Source organism: Psychrobacillus sp., assembly GCF_056205495.1.
In genome coordinates this window covers 1-5,122 of record NZ_JBAEAP010000240.1, presented here as the reverse complement: position 1 = coordinate 5,122, position 5,122 = coordinate 1, and the positions used below count along the sequence as shown (strand labels likewise).

The following is a 5,122-nucleotide window of genomic DNA, read 5'->3' as shown; positions in this document are numbered from 1 at the left end:
GTTGCAGTAGGCAGATTAGTGGATGACAGCATAGTAGTCATAGAGAATATTTTTCGGAAAATGCAGTCCGAGAAGTTTAGTGTTCAAATGGTTGTGGATGCCACAAAGCAGGTTGGAGTCGCCATTACAGCCTCGACATTAACGACTGTAGCTGTTTTTCTTCCCATGAGCTTGTTAAATGGTTCCTTACAGGATTTTTTACTACCCTTTGCTCTAACGGTTACCTATTCGCTGTTAGCCTCGCTATTAGTTGCTTTAACAGTGGTCCCTATCATGAGTGCTAGCTTATTGAAGAACACGAAGTTACCGGAGCATAAGGCGGCTACTCGTTTTCCAAAGCTTGTCACCTGGTCGTTGAATCATAAGTGGGTCATCTTTTTGATTTGCGCAGTATTATTTTTCGGTTCCATTGGCACATACTTTTTAATACCAAAAGGAGCAGTCAATAGTTCCTCTTCCGATTATATAACCGTCACGTTAACCTATCCAACGAGCACAGCTGCCGAGGAAGTGCAGTCAAAAATGATGGATATGGAAGCTTTTATTCTTGAAATGGATGAGGTAGAGCATGTTTTTGCGCAAGTAGGTACTCCTTCAGAGGCTGCACAATATGGAGCGGTGGGCTCTTCAACGGAAGCTTACTTCAGTATCTTATTACATGATAAGAATGATATCCCAATAGTGATGGAGTCGATTGAAGGAAAAAGAGAAATGTTTTCAGGGGCCGCATTCGAAATGACGGAAGCCTCGTTTATGATGGGTGGATCCAGTACTAATATTAATATTGATTTAGTCGGAGAGGATATCGAAAGCTTAGAAAAGCTTGCGCCGACTATTCAAGAAAAAATTCAACCTATTAATGGCGTAAATAAAGTCACTACAAATCAAGATGAAAAGAAAACGGTCTACTCACTTATCGTTGACCCTTCCAAAGGTAATACAGAGCAAATTGCTCAACAATTAGGTGTAATGTTAAATAAAACTCCGATCGGAACCATTAATATAGATGGCAAGGAAAAAGCAGTAATGCTCGAGCCACTGTTAGATATAGAAAAACCAAATGATTTAGAATCTATCCAGATCATGACTAACGAGGGAGCTGTTCCGGTATCTTCTGTGGCAACCCTACAGTCTGAAAAGCTTGCCACTACCCTACTGCACAAGGATGGGGAAACCTATCTAAGAATTACTGCAGATGTCGATCCAGCTAGACTTTCTGAAATTGCTAGTGAAATAAACGTGGCGATATTCGGAAATGGTGAGGGCAAGAAAGGATTAGAAATATCAAAGGATATAGAAGTATTCGTAGGTGGCTCTAGTAGTCAGCAGGCAGATGAATTTGAGGATCTCTTTTTAGTGATGCTCGTTTCCATTGGATTAGTATTTTTAATCATGGTAATAACATTCAAATCCATTCGCACACCAATTGCAATTCTTTTCTCCCTACCTTTAGCAGCAATTGGAGCTGTACTTGGAATCGTTATAAGTGGCATTTCCATTGATATAACTGCGCTTCTGGGTGCGCTTATGCTTATTGGAGTTGTAGTAACGAACGCCATAGTATTGCTAGACAGAGTAAAGCAAAATGAACAGAAAATGACGATACGTGAATCATTGGTTGAAGCTGCCACCACTAGAATGCGACCAATTTTTATGACAGCCATCGCGACCATCTGTGCCATGCTCCCACTGTTACTAAAGCAAGCCGAGTCAGGTATTCTTGTATCACAAAGCCTTGCAATCGTTGTAATTGGAGGATTGGCAATGGCTACGCTACTAACCTTAATTGTAATTCCATGTATTTATGAGCTTCTCTACTTTAGAAAGTCTAAAAAGCAAAGACTGGCTAATACTGTGGATTGAGGAATGACTTGATTAAAAAAATTCTATAGTGAAACTAATGGCTTATCACTCCCTTGTCAGAGACGACAAGTTCGAGCGATAAGCCATCTATTGTTTATGCAATTCTTACTAGAGGATGAGACTACAAGGAAACCATCTCGAACAGAGGCTCCTCAATCAACACACTTTTTGATTAACTTCTAGAAACAATAAGAAAAGCCAGACCAGCTAAATTCGCTTGGTCTGGCTTTTATATTATTTGAACGAAATTAATTCAGCGTCTAAGATTCCATCGCTGCCTATCATTTTAATAATTCCAACCCCAGGAGCTAAGTAATAAGTGTAACCCGCGTAAGTCTTGAATATCACAACATTTTGGAATGTGCCTGCCTTTACTGTGACAGTGCTAGTTGTACTGATTACATTGATGTTATGGATTATACTCACATTTCCATCCCAGTCTATCTCTTTCGTTTGCTTTCCTTCAATTAAAGGATATTGTACATTAAATAGGCCCCAATCTGTATAATTTACACCAAATCCTATAGAAGAAACTCCCTCGTCAGAAGTATATTCGTTATACACATATCCACCGATTTCCTGGCCCGGTATAGTCAGAAGAGTGCGAGTTGCACCAAATTCATTTTCAACTTTTGTAATAAACTCTCTCTTTGTAGGCTCCGTAAAGCTTGGAGAATATGTAAGCTTCATACCTGCTTTTGGGGTGATTCCACCGTGTACTTCCTTGTTCAACAAGGCAAGCTTGCTTTTAGATGGTGTTTCGTATTTTAACTTTGTACTTTTTTGCACGAAGCTACTTGCACCTAATCCATATAAGCCGCCGTTTGACCCCTTATACGTATAAACTCTATATTCATCGCCCTTTTTAAGAGTGCGAACCTTGCTAAGCGATCCATTTGAACCGATTTTAACTAAATCCGTGTCTGCTAAAATGGTTACCTTACCAATTTGTCCTGCCTTTAATTCTGTTTTGCCCCACATAACCTTATGCGTTGCTGCTTCAGCGGATGTGTTAGCCGTCGCCGTAATTCCCAATGCCAACACACCAACTAGTAGTGCCTTGCTAATTTTTTTAAACATTTAAAACCTCTCCCTTCCATTACTATTCTAACAGAGTTTAAATTTAAAAATAGTCTATATTGGATATACATCCAATATTTCGTACACTTAAATTTAATTTGTATTTATTTGTAAAAAACGCTAAATTCTTTGTTCTAATTACTTTTTAGCATTTAATATATGTCTGTATTGTTATTGGTTCATAAAAAAAAGAACTGCAATATAGCAGCTCTTTTCCTATTAACGTGATGGTTTTATTGGCGCACACTCTGTACAGCTTTTCTGGTTACTCCCTTTAAACTTTGTTAAAGTCTTTTCAAAAACATTCCCACAGGAACATTTAAACTGTAATTTTTGAGAGAAACCTTTATATTCTGTCGACAGTAATTCACTGGTTGAATTCTTTTTCACATACTCACGGATTTCTTCAATCGTCCATCTTTTATTCATCATGACACCTCCGACATAGCTTCCGAATAGATATAAAGGAAGAAGCTTCGGAAACTTCCTTTCAACCGGGATCATCTGGTCCTAATCTACCTAAGGCTCCTATTATAGCATAGAACGTGCTTTCTTCACTACTTATACTAGCTCAAATACTGTCCCTTTTGGATGCAAGGAGACATAGCTTCCCTTCTCAGCCTCATAAGCAATCTCCACGCCATCCGTTAGCTTCTTTTCCGATAGCAATTTCCAAATAGAGTTATACGCAATCTCGACATCTATTACATAGAATATACTCGTTCCTGTACCTGCTCCAATTTCTGATCCATATCCATAGCCGTTTCCAGAGTACATAAGTTCCTCTTCCACTATTTCTTCAACCGTCAGGCTTTTATCCTCTGTCATCTCAAACTCTTCCTCGTTCTCTTCATTGTACCGATATTGGATATAGACTTTCTTGAGATCCTTTTCTTCCACCAGCTGATAGCCTTGATTGGCCTTTTCTGCTGCTAGTCTTTTCATGAACTTTTTAGGGCTCTGCCAAAATCTCAGCTTATGCTCTTCTCCCTTACCTTCGATTCCAAGTGTGCCACTCACAATAGTAATTGGACTTCTAAATTGATATTCGAATATATTCCAAAATAGCGTTTTGTTACCCGACTTCTTAATCATTAAAATTTTCAATTGTACACATCCCCTTTGTATATAGTCGCCAAAACTATCCCCTTGTTTTTAATAGATTGATATCTTCTACATTCCTTTCATATAAGAAGATATCATTATTATCTATCAGCTTCTGCACTGAAATTACACGTCGAATTTTTTCAACTGCTATATCCAGATCATCTACCATGCAAAATATATTCACCATCTTATCGTCACCTATACCCACACCATCAGTAAATCCAACACCAGTTTCATCTAGCTCTTTTTCTATCAGCTTACAAAGCTCCATACTCGCATCTTGTAAATCTTCATGTGACCAACTTCCATTATTATAGATATGAATGATAAGCTCCTCTGGCCCCATGCTATCCATAAACCCTTGATTTCTTTTTTCCTCTACTAATCTTTCAAGACGCTTCTTACCGTTTTCAAAAAGTCCAAGCTGAATCTCTTCCTTATTCTTATTAACCCCAATGATTCCGGATTCCACATACAATTTCTTTCGATACACCCATGCCTTCCAATAATGGGTTCCATTCGCACTCTTTTTATGTAACTCAGCCATTCCTTAAACCTCCTCACAAAATTGTAAAAACACCTTAAAACAATTATATCCTTTTTTTGCATTTGGTGATTATATATGAGTTATTTTTGAATGGCAGCGATCCATACTCAGTTAGAAATACGACTATTTTTTACTCGAGAATTATGGCTGGCCTTACGGGTATGGGCGGGTTTCATTGCTTTATGAGACACTTCTAACCTATTTATGGGCACTTTCCACCCTCTTTATGGGACATTTCTAGCCTGGGTATGGGCGGTTTATTACTTTTACGGGCGCTTTTCTTTGGTTTATGGGACACTTTCAGGTAGTTTATGGGCGCTTTACATAACTTTATGGGACACTTCTGACCTATTTATGGGCACTTTTCACCCTCTTTATGGGACATTTCTTGCCTGGTTATGGGCGCTTTATTACTTTTACGGGCGCTTTTCTTTTGTTTATGGGACACCTTCAGGTAGTTTATGGGCTCAACTCAATAACCCCTTCCAAGAAAACCCTTTCCCTAACTGCCACCCAAGCTTAAAG

At 38.7% G+C, this 5,122-nt stretch carries 5 protein-coding genes; 1 reads left to right on the top strand and 4 read right to left on the bottom strand.

From position 1 onward, the window contains the following. The coding region (locus tag AC06OU_RS06920; RefSeq protein WP_475854886.1) for an efflux RND transporter permease subunit at positions 1 to 1,863 on the top strand (1,863 nt) is incomplete at its 5' end. Between the two features lie 234 nt (positions 1,864 to 2,097). Here AC06OU_RS06920 and AC06OU_RS06915 read toward each other — a convergent pair. The 4 genes from AC06OU_RS06915 to AC06OU_RS06900 form a co-directional block, all read right to left on the bottom strand. Further along, the gene (locus tag AC06OU_RS06915; protein ID WP_475854884.1) at positions 2,098 to 2,943 is read right to left on the bottom strand and encodes a hypothetical protein; all 846 of its coding nucleotides are present in this window, start codon (positions 2,941 to 2,943) and stop codon (positions 2,098 to 2,100) included. 219 nt (positions 2,944 to 3,162) lie between these two features. Next, complete coding sequence (locus AC06OU_RS06910; protein WP_340882788.1) at positions 3,163 to 3,372, bottom strand: hypothetical protein; 210 nt, start codon at positions 3,370 to 3,372, stop codon at positions 3,163 to 3,165. Positions 3,373 to 3,504: 132 nt separating this feature from the next. Further along, on the bottom strand, positions 3,505 to 4,050 hold the full coding sequence (locus tag AC06OU_RS06905; RefSeq protein WP_475854882.1) for a hypothetical protein: 546 nt from the start codon (positions 4,048 to 4,050) through the stop codon (positions 3,505 to 3,507). Positions 4,051 to 4,084: 34 nt separating this feature from the next. Next, a complete protein-coding gene (locus AC06OU_RS06900; protein WP_475854880.1) occupies positions 4,085 to 4,597 on the bottom strand; it encodes a hypothetical protein in 513 nt (170 codons plus the stop codon). Positions 4,598 to 5,122: the final 525 nt, after the last annotated feature.